Here is an 18,783-nt window from a genome sequence, read left to right on the forward strand (position 1 = left end):
CACCGAACCATCCGCCAGGTCGACCTGAGGCAGCGGACAACATGACCATCCACCCGTTACCCATGTCCCCCGACAGGCGTTACCCATGTATCCCGGCTGAACACATGGCGCACCCTACCCTGCTCCCGGAAGGAAAGGAGCGTTCAGGGCTGCAGGTCGAACAGGGCGTTGCCGCTTTCCATATCGAACGGCGCGGAGAAGTGCTCGTGGATGATCTTCCACTGCCCGCCGCGCCTGACATAGCACTGGGTGCCGCGCATCCAGCTGGTCTTCACCTCGCCATCCTGCTCGCCGCCGCAGCGCACGAGACAGTGGAGGAAGGCCAGGTTGGCATCAGCGTGGATGCTCGGCTCGGCCGGCTCGAAGATGCCGTCGCCGCCGCACATTTCCATGCAGTAGCGCCAGTGCGGGCCGTACTCCTGGAGCCCCTTGAACTGCAGCTTGAGGATGGCGTCGTAGGCGATCACGTCGTCGGCATAGCAGGCGAGGATGCTGTCCACGTCCTTGGCGCGGGCGGCCTTGAGCCACTGGTTGAAGACTTCGTGCACTTCCAGTTCGGCGGTGGCCTTGAGGGTTTCGCTGCTCATGGTGCATCTCCTTGGTTTCCGGGAAGGGGTTCCGCCGGCGCGGGGCCGGTGGGGTTCATCCCTGGTCGTGGACGGGGGTCCGGTTTCGACATCGCCCTTGCCGCGAACGACGAGCGGCGGTGTCAGGTCTCCAGTTCGTTCAGGCGTTTCTCGATGAAGCGTCGTTCGGGCTCCTGGCGCACCAGCGCCAGGGCGCTGCGATAGGCCGCCCGTGCCTCCTCCTTGCGCCCGAGGCGGCGGCACAGGTCGGCGCGGGCGGCATGGGCCAGGTGGTAGTCGGCCAACTCACCGGTCTCCAGCAAGGCTTCCACTTCCAGCAATCCCGCTTCGGGTCCGTCGCGCATGGCGATGGCCACGGCGCGGTTGAGGGCCACCCCCGGCGACTGCAGCAAACGCTGCAGCACGTCATAGAGGCCGACGATCTGTCCCCAGTCGGTACGCGCCGAATCCGGCGCCTGGGCATGCACGGCGGCAATGGCGGCCTGCAGCAGGTAGACGCCGACACGCCGGCTGGCCAGGGCCTGGCTCACCAGGGCGAGGCCTTCGGCGATCTGCGTACGATCCCAGAGGGAGCGGTCCTGGTCGTCCAGCAGGATCAGCTCGCCATCGGCGCTGGCGCGGGCGGCACGGCGCGAATCGTGCAGCAGCATCAGCGCCAGCAGGCCCATGACTTCCGGGTCCGGCAGGAGTTCGAAGAGCAGGCGGGCGAGGCGGATGGCCTCGGCGGAAAGGTCGGTGCGGGTCAGGGAATCGCCGGAGGAGGCGGAGTAGCCCTCGTTGAATACCAGGTAGATGACCCGCAGGACGTTGTCCAGCCGCTCCGGCAGCTCGGCAAGGGCCGGCACCTGGTAGGGGATGCGTGCATCGCGGATCTTCGCCTTGGCGCGGACGATGCGCTGGGCGATGGTGGACGGGCTGCAGAGAAAGGCGCGGGCTATTTCCTCGGTCGTGAGGTCGCAGACCTCGCGCAGGGTCAGGGGCACCTGGGCGTCGGCGGTCAGCGCCGGGTGGCAGCAGGTGAAGATCAGCCGCAGACGGTCGTCCTCCACATCCTCGCCCTCCTCGAAGGCGCTGGCAGCCTCTTCCAGGTCCGCCACCAGATGGCACTTGGAAGCGTCGAAGCGGGCGCGGCGGCGCAGGCTGTCGATGGCCTTGAAGCGCCCCGCCGACACCAGCCAGGCCCGCGGGTTGGCCGGAACGCCATCCCGCGGCCACTGCTGCACGGCGGCGCTGAAAGCGTCGTGCAGGGCTTCCTCGGCCAGGTCGAAATCCCCCAGCAGGCGGATCAGGGTGGCGAGCACCCGCCGCGAGTCGCTGCGATAGATCGCCTCGACCCGCTGGTGCAGTTCGACCTCATCCATCAGCGCTTGCGCCCGGTCAGGAGGCCGCTCCGAGGGGTTGGATGCTCGGCCGTACCTCGGGTTCGCGGACCGGGCGCACCTCGATGCAGCCCAGGCGTCCCGGCGGAATCTTCGAAGCGATCTGGATGGCTTCGTTGAGGTCGCGGGCCTCGATCAGGTAGAAGCCGCCGAGCTGCTCCTTGGTCTCCGCGAAGGGGCCGTCGGTCATGGAGACGCGCCCGCCCTGCATGCGCAGGGTAGTGGCGGTGCGCACCGACTCCAGGGCATTGGACGCCAGGTAGTGACCGCTGGCGGTGAGCTGCTCGGTGTAGTCCAGGCATTCGCCGGCGATGGCCTGGTAGTCGGCATCGGTCAGGCTGGCGAGTTTGGCTTCCTCGATATAGATCAGGCACAGGTATTTCATGGCGGGTTCCTCGGGTGGCTGCGGGCTACTGACACCCATTGGTCGTTCGGCGGCGCCGGGAATCGACAGGGCCGCAGGAAAATTCCGTTCTTCTTGAAAGCTGACCACTGTTGTAGGGGCGAATTCATTCGCCAAGCAGACCGCAGGTCTGCCCTCGTAGATCGGTTGGGGCCGCTTCGCGCCCCTTGGCGAATGAATTCGCCCCTACAAGGGTTCGGTCGAGGGTTGAAGGATAGCCCTTCGGCCCCACCCGGCCCGACGAGGGGCCGGGCGGTCTGCGGGCTATTTCTCGGCAGCGGCCTTGAGGTTGATCAGGCCCTGGTCGAACTTGCCGCCGACCATGTCATCCATGTTGAAGAACACCTGCATCAGCCGGTGGGTATAAGGCGAAGGACCGTACATCGCCCAGGTGACCTGGGTGCCATTGCCGTTATGCGGCTGCAGGGTGAATTCGGCCGTGTTGTGGGCTTCGAAGGGCAGTTCGAAGTCCAGCTTGATCTCCACCCGCGAAACCGGCTCGCTCTGGGTGATCTGCATCCGCCCGGTGCCCACTTCGTTGTTGCCCTTCCATGAGTAGGCCGCACCGACCCCTTCCTTGGGGCCGCTGTAACTGCGTTTCAGCGCCGGGTCGAGCTTTTCCCACGGCGACCATGCCGTCCATTTGCTCAGGTCGTTGATCAACGGGAAAACCTTTTCCGGTGGCGCCGCGATGGTGGTCGAGCGTTCGATGCGGAAATGGTCGGGGCTGATCGCGGCGTACCCCAGCACGCCGAGTATCGCGATGACGATGATGGCGAGTATGGCTTTGAACATGGCGCCCTCCAGGGGCTTGCAGGCGGGTGGACTGGCACTTCGGCAGTACAGCCTGAACAAGGTTAGCCGCTCTGCGACGCGCTGCCCGGCAGACGAATGTGCCGCCCATCCTGCTTGAGCCTCTGAGCCGGACGCACAAAAAAGCCCCGCCGGATGGCGGGGCTCAAATCAAAGGAACAACGAGGTCGCGTGCTTAGAACACGTACTGGGCGCGGACGACAAAGCCGTCGCCATCGTCGTCGCCAACGGCGTTGGTGGCGTTGTCGACCTTGGTCTTGACGTAGTAACCGCCGATCTTGACCGCTTCGTTGGCGTACCAGTTCACACCGACGTTGTGCACCTTGGCTTCGACGTCATCGATGTTGGCGAAGGCGCCGTTGTCGTCTTCGGCGCTGATGTCGTCGTAGCGGTAGAACACTTCCCAGGCACCGAGGCCCTTGTTGGCCGGCTTGATCTTGTCGAACTTGCCGAGCTTGTAGTCACGGGCTTCGCCGGTCAGGGTGTAGGCCAGCTGGACGTAGTAGCCATCGGCCTCGATGTCTTCGCGGTTGGCAGCCTTGGCTTCCACTTCGCGCTTCAGGTATTCGCTCTGGATGGAGAACGGACCGGCGGCGAAGGCGGCTTCCAGGCCCCAGGTGCTGTCGTTGTCGAACGCGCCGACCGGGGTGTTGTTGGCACCGGCCAGGACCAGGCGGTTGCCGTTGTTGCCGGCGTCCTGGCCACCGTCGGTGCTCACGCCACGCATGCCCAGGCGGCTGCGGATACGGCCGTCGAAGGCGGTGTCCTGCAGGTCACGCGCGGCGTAGTTGACGCCGAGGTGCAGGACGTTGCCGGCTTCGTGCATGGGAGCGAAGACACCACGCAGGTTGTACTGCTTGACGCTGTCGCCGTCCTCGTCCTGGTTGGTGGCGTCGTTGGCCATGATGCCGGCCGAGCCGTAGAGGGATGCGCCGAAGTTGCCGGACACCTGGACGCCCATGCCACCGTTGTGGGAGTTGACATAGTCGGCAAGGTCATAGGCGGCGGTACGCTCCTGGGCGGTCACCCACTTGGAGCTGGTGGCCTTTTCCAGGCCGAAGTCGGGGTCGAAACGGCCCATCTTGATCACAACCGGCTGGAAACCGATGTAGGAGATGGACGCTTCGTCGAAGTAACCGTCACCGTTGGAGTCGCCGTTGCTGCCGCCGCGGTTGTCGCCACCGGCGTTGTGGGAGAAGTCGTAGTTGACCTGGTATGCCCAGTCGGTGAAGGCGATACCACCGATTTCCAGGAAGGCGCGGCGGAAGTAGCCGGCGTCAGCGGTGTCGCCGTTGACGGTGTAGAAACCGTCGAAACGGCTGTAGTCAGCCTGCAGGCGGCCACCCAGCTTGAAGCTGAAGGCCTTGTCGGTAGTGCCAACTTCAAGGCCGCCTTTGGTCTTGATGACGATGTCGGCGCCGTCAGTGGTAACGGTACCTGCGAAAGCCTGGGCGGAAATGGCCAGGGCCATGGCGCTGGCGGCAAAACCGGCGAAGTGCTTACGGATCATCGAAGAATTCCCCTATTGGTCTTTAGCGTTAGAAAACACTCGAGCGGAGGGCTCGTCGGTGCTGGTGGGGAATCTTGGCGGCGGGTTATTTCAGGCCGGTTGCTCCTATATAAATATTTTGTGACAACGGAACTTTTTTACTTCGATTTCTTATAAGCAATGAGCCGCTCTGGAACGGGGCTTTCAGCGTTTTTCAGCGATTCCGGCGCAAGGATGAGGCGTGAAAAAAGCGGGTTGCGAAAACCCCGATTCGCGACTACGCGATACTCGAGTCGCTGGCTAGAGGAGGTCCCGGCGTTGCTGCGCCAGGTGCGCCGCCAGGTCGTCCAGCTCGCCCTCCTGGCTCTCGGGCAGGAGACGGACCACGGCCTGGGTCAGCTTCATCTGCTTGATGAAGCGCCGGCAGTTGCGGCAGAGCATCAGGTGGCGGCGCATGGCCATGCGCTCGCGGAAGCTCAATTCACCGTCGAGAAGGCCACTGGAACGGGCAACCAGCTCCTTGCAGCTCAGCATTGGCCTGTCTCCTCGAAATGCTCCAGCGTGGCGAACAGCTTCAATCTTCCCCGGTGCAACAGCACCCGGACATTGGAGAGCGAGACCTCCAGTAAATTACAGATCTCCTCCAGTTCCAGTCCCTGGCGCTCGCGCAGCAGCACCACGCTGCGCTGCATCTCCGAGAGGCTCAGCAGGGTCTTTTCCAGGCATTGGCGCAGTTCATCCTCGGCGAGCAGGGCCTCGGGCGAGTCCTGGTGCCAGGCGGGAACGATGGCGGCCCAGTGCCCGTCCTCGGCAAAACGGGACTCTTCGATACTGCCGTGGGGGGCCGGCAGGTCATCGAGCAGCACCTCGCGGCGGCTCTGCTTGAGGCGGCTGCGGGCAGTGTTGGCGACTATGGTCAGCAGCCAGGTCTTGAGGCTGGAGCGCTGCTGGAAACCGTCGAGGTTGCGCACCACCGCCAACCAGGCGTCCTGCACCACTTCATCGGCGTGGCGCTGGCCCGCGATGGCGTAAGCCACCGCGCGCATGGCGCCCTGGTAGGCGCCGATCAGCTCGCGATAGGCCGCCTGCTCCCCGGCCAGCAGCCGGGGCAGGAGGTCCGCGTCGGCCGGGAGGCTCATCAGCGCTTGCGCAGGATCACGCTGCCGATGGAGTAACCAGCGCCGAAGGAGCTGAGCACGCCGACGGCACCGCTGGGCAGGTCGTCCTGGTGCTTGTGGAAGGCGATTACCGAACCGGCGGAGCTGGTGTTGGCGTAGGTGTCGAGGATCACCGGCGCCTCCTGCGGCTCGGCGTCACGGCCCAGCAGCTTGCGGGCGATCAGCAGGTTCATGTTGAGGTTGGCCTGGTGCAGCCAGAAGCGCTTCACGTCGGCGACGTTGAGCTTGTTTTCGTTCAGGTGGGCGGCGATCAGCTCGGCGACCATCGGGCAGACGTCCTTGAACACCTTGCGGCCTTCCTGGACGAACAGTTTGTCGCGGGCGCCGACGCCCTCTTCCGCCGCGCGATTGAGGAAGCCGAAGTTGTTGCGGATGTTGTTGGAGAACTGGGTCAGCAGTTTGGTGCCCACGACCTCGAACTGGTGCCTGGAGGTGGCCTGGTCGGCGCGCTCTATGATCACTGCGGTGGCCGCGTCACCGAAGATGAAGTGGCTGTCGCGGTCGCGGAAGTTCAGATGGCCGGTGCAGATCTCCGGGTTGACCATCAGCACCGCGCGGGCCTCGCCGGCCTTCACGGCGTTGGTCGCGGCCTGGATGCCGAAGGTGGCCGAGGAGCAGGCGACGTTCATGTCGTAGCCGAAGCCCTCGATGCCCAGGGCGGCCTGCACTTCGATGGCCACCGCCGGGTAGGCGCGCTGCAGGTTGGAGCAGGCGACTATCACGCCGTCGATATCGGCCGGGGTCCTGCCGGCGCGCTCCAGGGCCTGCTTCGCGGCGGCGACGGCCATCTCGCAGAGGATGCCCCACTCGTCGTTGGAGCGCTCGGGGATGCGCGGCACCATGCGCTGGGGATCGAGGATGCCCTCCTTGTCCACCACGAAACGGCTCTTGATGCCGGACGCCTTCTCGATGAAGGCCACGCTGGATTCGGCCAGGGCTTCGATCTCGCCACGCTCGATGGCGGCGGCGTTCTCCGCGTTGAAAGCCTGTACGTAGGCATTGAAGGACGCCACCAGCTCCTCGTTGGAGATGCTGTTGGGCGGGGTATACAGGCCGGTGCCACTGATCACGACATTGTGCACGGTCGATCCTCTCGATACTGGGCTGCCCCGGGAGGCAGCCGGTTAGGCATTCAGCTGCCGGCCCCATCGGGCCGACCGCGAGATGGGGTTGCCCCGCCACGGGGGCGAGACAAGCGATTCATCCTGGCATCTGTTCCCGTTGCCCGTTCCAGCCAGGGAAAGGGCACGAGATCGCCGCAGGTCGATGCGAAGGTTAACTCCAGAAATGGCCCGTGGCGACGGGGACTTTGCGCAGAATTACGGCAAAATCGAGTGGATAAACAGTCAATGTTGGACTACCCATCCATTTTCCTCGCCTCACCCCGGCTCCCGTCCCAAAGGCGGACCATCATGCCGATTCCGTGCATTTCGGCCTGTTCGGGCTTCAATCCGCTGTCGACGGACGGTATGGTGCGCGGCTACTACCCGCCAATCGGAGAATGCTCGATGAGCCTGCACGGCACCTATGATCCGCAGAACGTCTTCGCCCAGATCATTCGCGGCGAGGCCCCCTGCTACAAACTCTACGAAGACGACGACGTGCTCGCCTTCCTGGACATCTTTCCGCAGTCCTTCGGCCACACCCTGGTGATTCCCAAGCGCTCCGCCGCGCGCAACATCCTGGAAATCGAGGCCGACGCCCTGGCCAAGGTGATGGCCGTGGTGCAACGACTGACCCATGTGCTGGTGAAGGAACTCGAACCGGCAGGCGTGCAGGTGGCGCAGTTCAATGGTGCTCCGGCGGGCCAGACGGTCTTCCATATCCATATGCACATCGTCCCCCGATTCGAGGGCGAGTCGCTGGGCATCCACGCCAGCAAGAAAGCCGACCCGCAGGACCTGGAAGCCCTGCAGGCGCGTCTGCTGAAGCACCTCGGATAGTCGGGCCACGAACTGGTGGAAATCCCTTGGGGGATTTCCACCCTACACGGACCCAAGCGCTGTCGTGGTTAGCGCTTTTCTATCCACCATCGCGGTCCACCCGCCGCTACTTGCCGAATCCCTTCACTGTGTCCAGCCAGGCCGGGTCCAGGCGGTTCTGCTCCGGGTCCAGGCCCTGGGCTTCCATGGCCTCGCGGTGCTGGTCGATCTCGCGCACCTGCTGGCTGAGGTCGGAGAGGTTGCCATCGAGCTGGTACATCTGGGTCAGGGCCAGGTGGTAGAAGCGCAGCAGCTTCATGGCCGTGGGGTCGCCCACGGCGACGCCCGCCTTGACCTTGTGCATGATGTTGCCGATGCGCATCAGGCTGCGCTTGAGCTGCCAGCCATAGATCGCCGGCGCCATCCAGGGGCGCGGCCAGAACTGCAGGCGGACCACGGCAACGGTCAGCGCCAGCCCCAGCAACACGCCGGCCAGGTTCCAGCGGAAGTTGTCGCCACCGGGCGTGCCGAACAGCTGGACGCAGAAGGTGGAGAGCAGCAGCGCCAGGACGATGAACAGGCCGGCGACCACCAGGGTGATGCGCCGGGTCTGCTTACGGTAGAGCTCGGGGCTCATGGGGCGGATTTCGAACATCGGATTCATGACTTCGATCAGGCCTCGACCTGGCTCCATTGCTTGTTCAGGCGCTTGTCCGAGACGGGCATGCGCGTTCCCAGTTGCTGGGCGAACAGCGAGACGCGGTACTCCTCCAGCATCCAGCGGTAGAGCACCAGCTCGGGATCGCGCTTGCCTTCCTGGGCATGCTTGGCCAGGCGCGCCTGGTACTGCTCCCAGTAGCCGGCCAGCTCGCCGGACCAGACGCGATCGCGCTGCAGCTGGGCGGCGATCTTGTCGAAACGCTGTTCGATGGCCTTGAGATAGCGCGGCAATTCCTTGAGCCACTCGGCCGGGGTTTCGCGGACGAAGCCCGGATAGACCAGGTTGCCCAGCTGCGCCTTGATGTCGTTCAACGCCACCGCCTGGGCCAGGTCGATACGCCCCTTGAAGCGCTTCTGCAGGGCGTGCCAGAGCTTGAGGATCTCCAGGGTCAGCCGCGCCAGCCGCTCGGCGTGCTCGGTCCAGGCGCCGCGCTTTTTCTCGGCGAGGGACGCCAGGGCGGCGCCGTCGCGCGGCAGGCTGGTCTCGCCGTCGAGGATGCAGCTGTCCACGCTGGCCAGGAGGATGTCCTCCACCAGGGCGTCGACGCGGCCCAGGTCACGGTAGAGCAGCCCCAGCTCGGTCAGGCCGGGCAGTTTGTTGCGGAGGAACCTGGCGGTTTCCGCCAACTGTTGCAGCAGCAGGCGCTGCAGCGCGCGGCGGTGTTGCCAGTCGGCTTCGGCCTGGGTCGGGAAGCGGCTTTCCTTGACCACACCGCCCTCCTCTACCAGCGCCGGGTAGACGGTCATGGACAGCCCGGCGACCTTCTGCTGGGTTTTCTCGGCCACCTGGGCGAAGCCCGAGGCCTGCACCGGTTTCTGCTCCTTCTGCGCCTGGGGAATGGCCAGGGCCGCCTGGCTGGCCTCGGCGAAGCGCGCGGTGATCTCGGCCAGGTCACGGCCTTCGCCGAGGAACTTGCCGCGGGCGTCCACCACTTCCAGGTTCATCTTCAGGTGGCCTTCGAGCTGGGCAGCGGCCTCGCTCCAGGCTTCCTCCGGCACGCGGGCGCCGGTCATGCGTTGCAGTTCGCGGCCCAGGGATTCGGGCAGGGAACCCTGGGCGAAGGTGATCTTGTCCAGGGCAGCTTTCACGAAGTCCGGCACCGGCACGAAGTTCTTGCGCATCGCCTTGGGCAGGTTGCGCACCAGCGCCACGCACTTGGCCTCCAGCAGGCCGGGCACCAGCCACTCCAGGCGCTCCGGCGGCAGTTGCGGCAACAGCGGCGCCGGCACCCGCAGGGACACGCCGTCGCGGGGATGGCCGGGTTCGAAGTGGTAGGACAGCGGCAGCTCCAGCTCGCCCAGGCGCAGCTTGTCCGGGTACTGCGCGGCGGTGACTTCGCTGGCTTCGCGGGCCAGCACGTCCTCCTCGCGCATGATCAGCAGGTCGGGGTTCTTCGCCCGTTCGCGCTCGTACCACTTCTCGAAGCTGGCGGTCTGGCAGATGTCCGCCGGCAGGCGCGCGGCGTAATAAGCGAAGAGGGTTTCCTCGTCGGCCAGGATGTCGCGGCGGCGCGCCTTGGCTTCCAGCTCGTCGAGCTTCTCCAGCAACTGGCGGTTGGCGGCCAGGCATTTCGCCTTGCTGTGGATCTCGCCCCGCACCAGGCCCTCGCGGATGAACAGCTCGCGTGAGACTTCCGGGTCGATCGGGCCGTAGTGGACGGCGCGACGGCCGACGATGATCAGGCCGTAGAGGGTGACCTGCTCGAAGGCCACCACCTGGCCACGGCGTTTCTCCCAGTGGGGTTCCAGGTGGTTTTTCTTCACCAGGTGGGCGGCCAGGGGCTCCAGCCAGTCCGGCTCGATCTTCGCCACCATGCGCGCGAACAGCTTGGTGGTTTCCACCAGCTCGGCAGCCATGATCCATTGCGGGCGCTTCCTGGCGATGGCGGTGCCGGGGTGAATCCAGAAACGTCGCTGGCGTGCGCCGAGGTAGTCGCCCTCCTCGGTCTTCTGGCCGATCTGGCTGAGCAGGCCGCAGAGGATCGCCTTGTGCACCTTGGCGTAGTCGATGCTGCGTTGTTGTTGCTCGGCCTTGGCGATATCGCTCCGGGCAGCATGGGTATCGCTCCGCTCCACCCATCCTACGGACGGTTCGGCGCGGTTTTTCTTTCCGGATTCGGGAAAGAGTTTCAGCTCGCGGCAGATCAGCACCAGCTGGCGGTGGGCGTCGCGCCATTCGCGCAGGCGCAGGTAGTTGAGGAAGTTCTTCCGGCACCAGTTGCGCAGGGCGTTGGAGCCCAGGGCCTGGCGCTGCTCCTCGAAGCCGCGCCAGAGGTTGATCAGCGCGGCGAAGTCGGAGTCGACGTCCTTCCACTGCGCGTGGGCCTGGTCAGCGGCCTGCTGGCGCTCGATGGGGCGTTCGCGCGGGTCCTGCACGGACAGCGCGGCGGCGACCACCAGCACCTCGTCCAGGCTGCCCTGGCGGGCGCCTTCCAGCACCATGCGCCCCAGGCGCGGGTCGATGGGCAGGCGCGCCAGCTGGCGGCCGATGGGGGTGAGCTGACTCTCGCGGTTCACCGCCGAAAGTTCCTGCAGCAGGGTGAAGCCGTCCTTGATCGCCTTGCCGTCCGGCGGCTCGATGAAGGGGAACGCCTCGATGTCGCCCAGGCGCAGATGGAGCATCTGCAGGATCACCGCCGCCAGGTTGGTGCGCAGGATCTCCGGGTCGGTGAAGGCCGGCCGTGAGAGGAAATCCTCCTCGCTGTAGAGGCGCACGCAGATGCCCGGCTCGACCCGGCCGCAACGGCCCTTGCGCTGGTTGGCGCTGGCCTGGGACACGGCTTCCACCGGCAGGCGCTGGACCTTGGCGCGGTAGCTGTAGCGGCTGATGCGCGCGGTGCCACTGTCGATCACGTAGCGGATGCCGGGCACAGTGAGCGAGGTTTCCGCGACGTTGGTGGCCAGCACTATCTTGCGACCCGGCATGGGCGCGAAGATCTTCTGCTGCTCGGCCGGGGTCAGGCGTGCATAAAGAGGCAATACCTCGGTGTGCCGCAGGTTGGCCTTGCGCAGCACCTCGGCGCAGTCGCGGATTTCCCGCTCGCCGGGGAGGAACACCAGCACGTCGCCGGGGCGCTTACCCTCGTCACGCTCGAAGGCGGCGATCTCGTCCAGGGCGCGGAGGATGCCCTGGTCGACGGAGAGGTCGTCGAACAGCGCTTCGCCGTCCTCGTCCACCTCGGCGGCGAGCGGCCGGTACCAGGTGTCCACCGGGTAGGTGCGGCCGGAGACTTCGATGATGGGCGCATCGGCAAAGTGCTTCGAGAAGCGCTCCAGGTCGATGGTGGCCGAGGTGATGATCAGCTTGAGGTCGGGGCGGCGCGGCAGCAGGGTCTTCAGGTAGCCGAGCAGGAAGTCGATGTTCAGGCTGCGCTCGTGGGCCTCGTCGACGATGATGGTGTCGTAGCGTTCGAGGAAGCGATCGTGCTGGGTTTCGGCCAGCAGGATGCCGTCGGTCATCAGCTTGATCAGGCTGCGCTCGTTGGACTGGTCCTCGAAGCGCACCTGGTAGCCCACCAGTTCGCCCAGCGGGCTGCCGATCTCTTCCGCCACCCGGGTCGCCACGCTGCGCGCCGCCAGCCGGCGCGGCTGGGTGTGGCCGATCAGGCCATGGGTGCCGCAGCCGATCTCCAGGCAGATCTTCGGCAGCTGGGTGGTCTTGCCCGAGCCGGTCTCGCCGGCGATCACCAGCACCTGGTGCTTCTCCAGCGCCGCCTTGATCTCGTCGCGCTTGGCGGCGATGGGCAGGGCGTCGTCATAGCGCATCCGCGGCACGCTGGCGCGCCGCGCCTCCACCCGCGCCACCGAGGCCTGGAAGCGCTCGGCCCACTGCGCCAGCTTGGCGTCGTCCGGCTGCTTGCGCAGCTCGTGGAGCTGCCGACGCAGGCGATGGCGATCGGCGCCCATGGCCTGGTCGAGGCGTTTCAGGAGTTGTTCGGGGCTGGGGGATTGCTCGCTCATCGGGTCCGCTGGTTCTGCTGTCAATTTCGGCAAGGGCGGGATTGTCGCAGATTTCCCCGGGCGAGGGCGCGGGCCTGTCGTTCGTAGGTTCGGATGGGGCGGGCGGCGTTCCGCGAGCTTGCGAAACCCATCAACCATGGCCCGCATGGGTTTCGTGCCTCGGCGGAACGCCACCGCCCACTCAGGACCTACGAAGGGCTGGCGATACGATCGCGCCAGTAGCCGGGCGCCCGATGCAAGTGGGAGATGGCGATCACGAGCAGATCGTCGCCGTCCTGGGCATAGATGACGCCGTAGGGGAAGCGCGCCAGGCGACAGCGACGGGTGTTGCGGCTGAGTGGGTGCCAGGCAGTGGGATGGCGCTCGATGAGGCGGAAGACCCGAACCAACTCAATCAGGAAGGCATCGCCCAATCCGGTCGCTTGGCCCTCGTACCAGGCGACCGCCTCGGCCAACTCGATCTCAGCCGCCTGGAGCAGCCTGACGCTCATTTGTTCAGGTACTTGCCCAGCACCTCGGCCAGTGGCACGGCCTTGAGCTCACCTCGCCGATAAGCCGCCAGCCGGTCCTCGGCCTCCTGCGCCCACTGCTCGTCGAGGGCGGAGTCAGGTGTATCCAGGCTGTCCAGCAGATCCTCCACCAGCTCCAGGCGCTCGTTGGCGGAAAGGCGTCGCGCCTCCTTGGACAGGGTCTGGCTGGACTGGCTCATGACGTGGGCTCCGGCGAGGCAAGAGGTGAAGAAGACGTTGCAGCTATACAACATGCCCAGCGCCGACGCCAGTCTTGGGGCTGCCCTGAAACGACGAGGCCCCGCGATTGCGGGGCCTCGTCTGCAGCATAACGGGATCAGGCCTTGGCCTTTTCCTGCTTCGCCTTGAGCTTCTTCAGCTCTTCGTCGCGCAGTTCGCGGCGCAGGATCTTGCCGACGTTGGTGGTCGGCAGGGCGTCGCGGAACTCGATGGCGCGCGGCACCTTGTAGCCGGTGACATTGCCGCGCATGTGCTCCATCACCTGCTCCTTGGTCAGGCTGACGCCGGGCTTGGCCACCACGAACATCTTGATCGCCTCGCCGGATTTCTCGTCCGGAACGCCGATGGCAGCGCACTGCAGCACGCCCGGCAGGGTGGCCAGCACGTCTTCCAGCTCGTTCGGGTACACGTTGAAGCCGGACACCAGGATCATGTCCTTCTTGCGGTCGACGATGCGCATGAAGCCGTCGTCCTGGATCACCGCGATGTCGCCGGTACGCAACCAGCCTTCGGCATCGAGGATCTCGTCGGTGGCTTCCTGGCGCTGCCAGTAGCCCTTCATCACCTGCGGGCCCTTCACGCACAGCTCGCCCGGAGCGCCCAGGCCGACGTCCTTGCCCTCCTCGTCCACCACCTTGCACTGGGTGGACGGCACGGGAATGCCGATGGTGCCGACCTGGATGCTCTGGAAGGGGTTCACCGATACCACCGGGCTGGTCTCGGTCATGCCGTAGCCTTCGCTGATGGCGCAGCCGGTGACCTGTTTCCAGCGCTCGGCGGTGGCCAGCTGCAGCGCCATGCCACCGGACAGGGTCAGCTTCAGCGCGGAGAAGTCCAGCTTGCGGAAGTCCTCGTTGTTGCACAGGGCCACGAACAGGGTGTTGAGGCCGACGAAGCCGGTGAACTTGTACTTCGCCAGCTCCTTGGTCATGGCCGACAGGTCGCGCGGGTTGGAGATGAGGATGTTGTGGTTGCCGGTCAGCATCATCGCCATGCAATGGAAGGTGAAGGCGTAGATGTGATAGAGCGGCAGCGGGGTGATGAGGATCTCGCAACCTTCGTTGAGGTTGGCGCCCATCAGCGCCTTGCACTGCAGCATGTTGGCGATCAGGTTGCGGTGGGTCAGCATCGCGCCCTTGGCCACGCCGGTAGTGCCGCCGGTGTACTGCAGCACGGCGATGTCGCCGCTCTGCGGGCTGACATCGCGGACGGCGCGGCCGCGCCCCTTGGCCAGGGCGTCGTTGAGCTTGACCGCCTGGGGCAGGCTGAAGGGCGGCACCATCTTCTTCACGTGCTTGATCACGGCGTTGACCAGCAGGCGCTTGAAGGTCGGCAGCAGGTCGCCCACTTCGGTGACGATGACGTGCCTGACGCCGGTCCTGGGCAGCACGTCCTCGGCCAGGTGGGCCATGTTGGCCAGGCAGACCAGGGCCTTGGCGCCGGAATCGTTGAACTGGTGCTCCATTTCCCGCGCGGTGTACAGCGGGTTGGTGTTGACCACGATCAGGCCGGCGCGCATGGCGCCGAACACCACCACCGGGTACTGCAGGATATTCGGCAGCTGCACGGCGATGCGGTCGCCGGGCGCAAGATCGGTGTGGTTCTGCAGGTAGGCGGCGAAGGCGCCGGAGAGTTCGTAGAGCTCACCGTAGGTGAGGGTCTTGCCCAGGTTGCTGAATGCGGGCTTGTCGGCAAAGCGTTGGCAGGACTGCTTCAATACCGCCTGGACGTTGGGGTACTGATCGGCATCGATCTCGGCAGGAACGCCCGCTGGATATTTGTCCTTCCAGAAGTTATCGGTCATGGAGGCCCACTCCTAAGCAACAGCTGATTTCACTGCCCTCGAAGGAGCAGTTGTTTGTTGTGTTCTGTGCGATTGTGCGCCCGTCCGGGCAAAAAAACGCGCCGAGAGTAGCAGCTTTGCCAGAGGCTCACCAGCACCAAACCTGCCCTCGTCGGTCACAAAAGTGACCATAACCCTTTATCTCGGTCACATTTGGAGTCTGAACTCTAACACACCGGCAAATGGCGTCGTACGGGGGTTTGAGGCCGCTGGGTGCGCCGCGCGCACCGCTTCCGGCCCGGAAAAGGACGACGGCCGGCAGTTGCGCCAGGTGCGCATGGCGCACCCTGCTGCCGGCCGTGGGTCTCGACCTCAGGCGATGTCGCGCAGCTCGCGACGGAGGATCTTGCCCACCGGTGTCATCGGCAGGGCGTCCTTCAGCACGATGTGCTTGGGCACCTTGTAGCCGGTGAAGTTTTCCTTGCAGTAGGCCTTCAGCTCCTCGACGCTGACGCCGCCGTCGCGCGGCACCACGAAGAGCTTCACCGCCTCGCCGGACTTGTCGTCTGGCACGCCGATGGCCGCGCAATTGGCCACCTTGGGATGGGCCATGACCACGTCCTCGATTTCGTTGGGGTAGACGTTGAAGCCGGAGACGATGATCAGGTCCTTCTTGCGGTCGACGATGCGCACGTAGCCATCCGCGTCGATCACGGCGATATCGCCGGTCCTCAGCCAGCCCTCGGCATCCAGCACTTCGGCGGTGGCTTCCGGGCGTTGCCAGTAGCCCTTCATCACCTGCGGGCCCTTGATGCACAACTCGCCGCGTTCACCGAGGGGCAGCTCGTTGCCCGCATCGTCGATGGTCTTGAAAGCCGTGCCCGGCACCGGGATGCCCACGGTGCCCAGGCGCGCCTGGGCGCCATAGGGGTTGGTGCTGGCCACCGGGGAGGTCTCGGTCAGGCCGTAGCCTTCCACCACCGAGCAGCCGGTGAGGGACTGCCAGCGTTCGGCGGTGGCCTTGACCAGGGCGGTGCCGCCGGAGTTGGTGACCTTGAGGTTGGAGAAGTCGAGGTGCTTGAACTCGGGGTGGTCCATCAGCGCCACGAACAGGGTGTTCAACCCCAGCAGAGCGGAGAAGCGCCACTTCTTCAGTTCCTTGATGAAGCCGCCGATGTCCCGCGGGTTGGTGATGAGGACATTGTGGTTGCCGTTGACCATCATGCACATGCAGTTCGCGGTGAAGGCATAGATGTGGTACAGCGGCAGCGGCGCGATCATGATTTCCTGGCCCTGCTTCATCAGCGGCGCGCCGTCCGGCCCCAGCTGCGACAGGCAGGCGTCCACCTGCTGCATGTTGGCCACCAGGTTGCCGTGGGTCAGCATGGCGCCCTTGGCCACCCCCGTGGTGCCGCCGGTGTACTGCAGCACGGCGATATCCTCCAGCCCCACCCGAACCGGTTTCAGCGTGTGGCCCTGCCCCTGCTTCAAGGCCTCCTTGAAGGGCACCGCCTGGGGCAGGTGGAAGTCGGGGACCATCTTCTTCACCTTCTTCACCAGGCCGTTCACCAGCCAACCCTTGAGGCTCGGCAGCAAGTCCCCCATGCGGGCTTCGATCAGGTACTCGATCTGGGTGTCGGGCAGCACCTCTTCCACCAGCTTGCCGAACAGGTTGATGTAGACCAGCGCGCGAACACCGGCATCCTTGAACTGGTGACGCATTTCGCGGGCGGTGTAGAGCGGGTTGGTGTTGACCACGATGAGCCCGGCGCGCAGGGCGCCGAACACGGCGATGGGGTATTGCAGGACATTGGGCATCTGCACGGCGATGCGGTCGCCAGGCGCGAGATCGGTGTGCTTCTGCAGGTAGGCGGCGAAGGCGGCGGACAGGCGATCCAGCTCGGCATAGGTCAGGGTCACGCCCAGGTTGCTGAAGGCGGGACGGTCGGCGAATTTCTTGCAGGACCGCTCGAACACCTCGATCACCGACTTGTAGGCGGCCAGATCGATTTGGTTGGGCACGCCGGCCGGGCGTTTGTCGCTCCAGAAATCAGGTTGCATTGTTCTTATCCTCTAAGCCCTGAAATAGTCTGGCCCGCACTGCGGGGCTGCCCGGAACTTAGCAGCTCCCCGGCGTAGCGCAAATACTCCGGGGCACGTCATTGACGGCGTGAATCTTGCCGCTCAAGTGTTGCACTCCGTGGAACCGGCCGGTCACGACCGGACGCTTTGCTCTGCCTCGGAGCCCGTGCACAATGCGGCGATCAACCGGCAGAAGGATCGGCCATGCGCCACGACGCTTTCTGGCTCGACGCCAGCGATGCAGTGCCCCTGTACGTCAATCACTGGGCCGGCGATGCCCCGCCCAGGGCGGTGGTCATGCTCTCCCACGGCATGGCCGAGCACAGCGGCCGCTACGCCCGACTGGGGGACGCCCTGGTGGCCGCCGGCATCGAGCTGTACGCACTGGACCAGCGCGGCCACGGGCGCAGCGCCGAGCATGGCGTCCTGGGCCAGTACGCCACGGCGGACGGCTGGAACAAGGTGATCGGCGATCTCGCCAGCCTCAACCACCATATCCGCCAGCAGCACCCGCAGGTCCCGATCTTCCTGCTGGGCCACAGCATGGGCAGCTACATCGGCCAGGCCTACCTGATGCAGCACAGCTGCAGCCTGCACGGTGCCATCCTCTCCGGCTCCAACTACCAGCCGGTTGCGTTGTACAAGGTGGCCCGCCTGGTGGCCCGCTTCGAACGCTGGCGCCAGGGCAAGGAAGGCCGCAGCGCATTGATCGACTTCCTCTCCTTCGGCTCCTTCAACAAGGCCTTCAAGCCCAACCGCACGGCCTTCGACTGGCTGAGCCGGGACCCGCTGGAAGTGGACAAGTACGTGGGCGATCCGCTGTGCGGCTTCCGTTGCACCAACCAGCTGTGGCTCGACCTGCTCGGCGGGCTTCAGAACATCACCCCACCGAAGAACCTGGCGCAGATCGACCCCGACCTGCCGCTGCTGGTGATCGGCGGCGAACGCGACCCGGTCAGCGACGGCCGGCGCCTGCAGGATCTGGCCGCGGCCCTGCGCCTGGCCGGCATCAAGGACGTGCAACTGAACATCTACCCCGGCGCCCGCCACGAGTTGCTCAACGAGAGCAACCGCGACGAGGTGACCCGTGACTTGATCGACTGGCTGGAGCAGGCCCTTGCCCACCGTCGACACCCCCAACCGCAAGCCAAGGAGACTGCATGAGCCAGGTTACCAACTTCACCTACGACGCCCTGGAAGTCGGGCAGAAAGCCAACTTCTCCACCACAGTCGAAGAGCGCCACATCCAGCTGTTCGCCGCCGTCTCCGGCGACCGCAACCCGGTGCACCTGGATGCCGAATACGCCGCCGGCACCCTGTTCAAGGAGCGCATCGCCCACGGCATGTTCACCGGCGCCCTGATCAGCGCGGCCATCGCCTGCGAGATGCCCGGCCCGGGCAGCATCTACCTCGGCCAGCAACTCAAGTTCACCCGCCCGGTGAAACTGGGCGACAGCCTGACCGTGGAACTGGAAATCCTCGAGAAACTGCCGAAGAACCGCGTGCGCATCGCCACCCGCGTGTTCAACCAGAACTCCGAGCAAGTAGTGGACGGCGAAGCCGAAGTGCTGGCGCCCAAGCAGCAGCTGTCGGTGGAACTGCCGGAGCTGCCGCCGATCACCATCGGCTGAGGCCCTGCAGGAAACGAAGAAGCCCGGATCGAATCCGGGCTTCTTCATGGGCGACGCCTCGGCTTTTCCTGTAGGGGCGAATTCATT

17 protein-coding genes are annotated in these 18,783 nt (G+C 65.4%); 3 read left to right on the forward strand and 14 right to left on the reverse strand.

From position 1 onward, the window contains the following. Positions 1-143 precede the first annotated feature (143 nt). The 8 genes from ACFPU0_RS08485 to ACFPU0_RS08520 form a co-directional block, all read right to left on the reverse strand. Complete coding sequence (locus tag ACFPU0_RS08485; protein ID WP_377692455.1) at positions 144-587, reverse strand: YybH family protein; 444 nt, start codon at positions 585-587, stop codon at positions 144-146. 122 nt (positions 588-709) lie between these two features. Beyond that, positions 710-1,933, reverse strand: coding sequence for an RNA polymerase sigma factor (locus ACFPU0_RS08490; RefSeq protein WP_377692482.1), 1,224 nt, complete (start codon positions 1,931-1,933; stop codon positions 710-712). A 31-nt stretch (positions 1,934-1,964) separates the two neighbouring features. Further along, positions 1,965-2,351, reverse strand: a complete 387-nt coding sequence (locus tag ACFPU0_RS08495; protein WP_377692456.1) for a YciI family protein — start codon at positions 2,349-2,351, stop codon at positions 1,965-1,967. 282 nt (positions 2,352-2,633) lie between these two features. Then, positions 2,634-3,164, reverse strand: a complete 531-nt coding sequence (locus tag ACFPU0_RS08500) for an SRPBCC family protein (protein ID WP_377692457.1) — start codon at positions 3,162-3,164, stop codon at positions 2,634-2,636. A gap of 193 nt (positions 3,165-3,357) precedes the next feature. Next, complete coding sequence (locus tag ACFPU0_RS08505) at positions 3,358-4,692, reverse strand: OprO/OprP family phosphate-selective porin (protein WP_377692458.1); 1,335 nt, start codon at positions 4,690-4,692, stop codon at positions 3,358-3,360. Between the two features lie 279 nt (positions 4,693-4,971). After that, on the reverse strand, positions 4,972-5,205 hold the full coding sequence (locus ACFPU0_RS08510) for a zf-HC2 domain-containing protein (RefSeq protein ID WP_377692459.1): 234 nt from the start codon (positions 5,203-5,205) through the stop codon (positions 4,972-4,974). Next, on the reverse strand, positions 5,199-5,810 hold the full coding sequence (locus tag ACFPU0_RS08515; RefSeq protein ID WP_377692460.1) for an RNA polymerase sigma factor: 612 nt from the start codon (positions 5,808-5,810) through the stop codon (positions 5,199-5,201). Before ACFPU0_RS08515 ends, ACFPU0_RS08510 begins: the two co-directional genes overlap by 7 nt. Beyond that, complete coding sequence (locus ACFPU0_RS08520; protein ID WP_377692461.1) at positions 5,810-6,931, reverse strand: beta-ketoacyl-ACP synthase III; 1,122 nt, start codon at positions 6,929-6,931, stop codon at positions 5,810-5,812. The genes ACFPU0_RS08515 and ACFPU0_RS08520 overlap by 1 nt, the downstream gene beginning before the upstream one ends. 426 nt (positions 6,932-7,357) lie before the next feature. Here ACFPU0_RS08520 and ACFPU0_RS08525 point away from each other — a divergent pair, with 426 nt between their 5' ends. Then, a complete protein-coding gene (locus ACFPU0_RS08525) occupies positions 7,358-7,792 on the forward strand; it encodes an HIT family protein (protein ID WP_377692462.1) in 435 nt (144 codons plus the stop codon). 106 nt (positions 7,793-7,898) lie between these two features. On the opposite strand, the gene ACFPU0_RS08530 is transcribed toward ACFPU0_RS08525, so the two are convergent. The 6 genes from ACFPU0_RS08530 to fadD2 form a co-directional block, all read right to left on the reverse strand. Beyond that, positions 7,899-8,426: a DUF3087 domain-containing protein gene (locus ACFPU0_RS08530; RefSeq protein ID WP_377692483.1), complete on the reverse strand. Its 528-nt coding sequence runs from the start codon at positions 8,424-8,426 to the stop codon at positions 7,899-7,901. Between the two features lie 17 nt (positions 8,427-8,443). Beyond that, a complete protein-coding gene (gene hrpA / locus ACFPU0_RS08535; RefSeq protein WP_377692464.1) occupies positions 8,444-12,451 on the reverse strand; it encodes an ATP-dependent RNA helicase HrpA in 4,008 nt (1,335 codons plus the stop codon). Between the two features lie 188 nt (positions 12,452-12,639). Further along, entirely contained in the window at positions 12,640-12,942 is a 303-nt protein-coding gene (locus ACFPU0_RS08540) for a type II toxin-antitoxin system RelE/ParE family toxin (RefSeq protein ID WP_377692465.1), read from the reverse strand. Continuing rightward, positions 12,939-13,160, reverse strand: a complete 222-nt coding sequence (locus tag ACFPU0_RS08545; RefSeq protein ID WP_377692466.1) for an addiction module protein — start codon at positions 13,158-13,160, stop codon at positions 12,939-12,941. The genes ACFPU0_RS08540 and ACFPU0_RS08545 overlap by 4 nt, the downstream gene beginning before the upstream one ends. A 137-nt stretch (positions 13,161-13,297) precedes the next feature. Continuing rightward, a complete protein-coding gene (gene fadD1 / locus ACFPU0_RS08550) occupies positions 13,298-15,004 on the reverse strand; it encodes a long-chain-fatty-acid--CoA ligase FadD1 (protein WP_377692467.1) in 1,707 nt (568 codons plus the stop codon). A 351-nt stretch (positions 15,005-15,355) separates the two neighbouring features. Beyond that, on the reverse strand, positions 15,356-17,044 hold the full coding sequence (fadD2, locus tag ACFPU0_RS08555) for a long-chain-fatty-acid--CoA ligase FadD2 (protein WP_377692468.1): 1,689 nt from the start codon (positions 17,042-17,044) through the stop codon (positions 15,356-15,358). A 225-nt stretch (positions 17,045-17,269) separates the two neighbouring features. Between fadD2 and ACFPU0_RS08560 the strand changes: the two genes are divergently transcribed. Both ACFPU0_RS08560 and ACFPU0_RS08565 read left to right on the forward strand, forming a co-directional pair. After that, positions 17,270-18,229 carry an alpha/beta hydrolase gene (locus ACFPU0_RS08560; RefSeq protein WP_377692469.1) on the forward strand — a complete coding sequence of 320 codons (960 nt, stop codon included), beginning with the start codon at positions 17,270-17,272 and terminating at the stop codon, positions 18,227-18,229. Further along, the gene (locus ACFPU0_RS08565; protein ID WP_377692470.1) at positions 18,226-18,696 is read left to right on the forward strand and encodes a MaoC family dehydratase; all 471 of its coding nucleotides are present in this window, start codon (positions 18,226-18,228) and stop codon (positions 18,694-18,696) included. Before ACFPU0_RS08560 ends, ACFPU0_RS08565 begins: the two co-directional genes overlap by 4 nt. The last annotated feature ends 87 nt before the right edge of the window (positions 18,697-18,783 follow it).

The sequence above is a fragment of the Pseudomonas sp. GCM10022186 genome, assembly GCF_042656385.1.
Taxonomy (GTDB): Bacteria; Pseudomonadota; Gammaproteobacteria; order Pseudomonadales; family Pseudomonadaceae; genus Metapseudomonas.

What these genes read in the sequence shown, in the direction of transcription:
- ACFPU0_RS08515 (WP_377692460.1), bottom strand. Translation starts at nt 5,810, where the DNA reads ATGAGCCTCCCGGCCGACGCGGACCTCCTGCCCCGGCTGCTGGCCGGG.
- ACFPU0_RS08500 (WP_377692457.1), bottom strand. Translation starts at nt 3,164, where the DNA reads ATGTTCAAAGCCATACTCGCCATCATCGTCATCGCGATACTCGGCGTG.
- ACFPU0_RS08525 (WP_377692462.1), top strand. Translation starts at nt 7,358, where the DNA reads ATGAGCCTGCACGGCACCTATGATCCGCAGAACGTCTTCGCCCAGATC.
- ACFPU0_RS08485 (WP_377692455.1), bottom strand. Translation starts at nt 587, where the DNA reads ATGAGCAGCGAAACCCTCAAGGCCACCGCCGAACTGGAAGTGCACGAA.
- ACFPU0_RS08510 (WP_377692459.1), bottom strand. Translation starts at nt 5,205, where the DNA reads ATGCTGAGCTGCAAGGAGCTGGTTGCCCGTTCCAGTGGCCTTCTCGAC.
- ACFPU0_RS08560 (WP_377692469.1), top strand. Translation starts at nt 17,270, where the DNA reads ATGCGCCACGACGCTTTCTGGCTCGACGCCAGCGATGCAGTGCCCCTG.
- ACFPU0_RS08505 (WP_377692458.1), bottom strand. Translation starts at nt 4,692, where the DNA reads ATGATCCGTAAGCACTTCGCCGGTTTTGCCGCCAGCGCCATGGCCCTG.
- fadD2 (WP_377692468.1), bottom strand. Translation starts at nt 17,044, where the DNA reads ATGCAACCTGATTTCTGGAGCGACAAACGCCCGGCCGGCGTGCCCAAC.
- fadD1 (WP_377692467.1), bottom strand. Translation starts at nt 15,004, where the DNA reads ATGACCGATAACTTCTGGAAGGACAAATATCCAGCGGGCGTTCCTGCC.
- ACFPU0_RS08530 (WP_377692483.1), bottom strand. Translation starts at nt 8,426, where the DNA reads ATGTTCGAAATCCGCCCCATGAGCCCCGAGCTCTACCGTAAGCAGACC.
- ACFPU0_RS08495 (WP_377692456.1), bottom strand. Translation starts at nt 2,351, where the DNA reads ATGAAATACCTGTGCCTGATCTATATCGAGGAAGCCAAACTCGCCAGC.
- ACFPU0_RS08565 (WP_377692470.1), top strand. Translation starts at nt 18,226, where the DNA reads ATGAGCCAGGTTACCAACTTCACCTACGACGCCCTGGAAGTCGGGCAG.
- ACFPU0_RS08545 (WP_377692466.1), bottom strand. Translation starts at nt 13,160, where the DNA reads ATGAGCCAGTCCAGCCAGACCCTGTCCAAGGAGGCGCGACGCCTTTCC.
- hrpA (WP_377692464.1), bottom strand. Translation starts at nt 12,451, where the DNA reads ATGAGCGAGCAATCCCCCAGCCCCGAACAACTCCTGAAACGCCTCGAC.
- ACFPU0_RS08540 (WP_377692465.1), bottom strand. Translation starts at nt 12,942, where the DNA reads ATGAGCGTCAGGCTGCTCCAGGCGGCTGAGATCGAGTTGGCCGAGGCG.